Annotated in this window: 2 protein-coding genes; one reads left to right on the forward strand and one right to left on the reverse strand. The window is 57.1% G+C overall.

Annotation, left to right across the window (positions count from 1 at the left end; translation table 11 throughout):
* Positions 1–409: ABC transporter substrate-binding protein (locus NW809_RS12730; protein WP_414402315.1), on the reverse strand; the 409-nt coding region annotated here is incomplete at its 3' end.
* Between the two features lie 202 nt (positions 410–611).
* Here NW809_RS12730 and NW809_RS12735 point away from each other — a divergent pair.
* Positions 612–1,041 (forward strand): tocopherol cyclase family protein (locus NW809_RS12735; protein WP_414402316.1); only part of this gene is annotated, 430 nt, incomplete at its 3' end.

Below are 1,041 nucleotides of genomic sequence, written 5' to 3' on the forward strand. Positions count from 1 at the left end.
TCCCCTGGGTGATCAACTGACACAGAACTGCCATACGCACCGGCTGATTGTTGGTGATGGCGCCGATGTGGATCATGTGAGGCATCGGCATCTGCCACATGCCGCCGTCAATGCCTCCACCTGCCGAGCCAATAACCACATTGTCACGGGCTGCCGGCCAACTGGCCTGCTTCAACACCTCTACACCGGTCATGCCATGCTTGTCGAAAAAGCCCTTTTCCTTGGCGATGATCAGGGGGGCAGACTCCACAATCGGTATAAAGCCTAACCTGAGATTGGGGGTTTCTGGGCCGCTGGCCTGGGCAACCCAGTAGCCTGTGCCGGCCCGTGCTATGCTGCCACTGAGCAGCCCACCTGCTGTGGCCGCACCCGCAGACAGCAAAAAGTTACGACGTGACGTCATGCTCACCTCATCGAAAGGATATGTGAAGGCAAGATGGAAGCTTTCCGGTTCAAGTCGCCTGACCCACGGATTTCCTTGGTGAAATCTCAAGAAATCCTTAAGCCTCAGCTCGGTTGATATCCTAAGGGCAAATAAATATAGAAACAATACAATTTATTTTGGTAAGCATAGACTTCCGTTTATCATTGTTGCGATGGCTTAGGTCTCAATGGCGTTTCCTCCAACGGCGGCTTGCTCTGGGCAAAACAACTCAACAGATTGGGGATCCCTGCCCCATGCCGGCTATCACTGGGATGGCTGCACAGAGCGGTTTTTTGAGGGCTGGTACAGCCGCGTCACCTTGCCCGGGGATCCGCCCATTAGCTTTGCCTTCATGTACGCCATCGATCCCAAGCGTGGGGGCATGGCTCAGGTGTTGGGGCCAGAGGAGGAGTTGCATTGGCGCACCTTCCCCAATCCCCGCCGCTTTTGGGCCAGCTCAACCCATCTGGCCTTGGGGCACTCAGGGATCCCAGGCCCCGGCTGTCGCGGCCTTCAGGATCCCTTCACCTTCTTCCAGCGCACCGCCAGCGGCTACCAATACACCGCCCGCCTCAACCAGGGGATCCTGCCAGATCCTGTCAGAGGCGAGGCCATCC

It is taken from the genome of Synechococcus sp. WC101 (assembly GCF_047461555.1).
Lineage (GTDB): Bacteria > Cyanobacteriota > Cyanobacteriia > Thermostichales > Thermostichaceae > Thermostichus.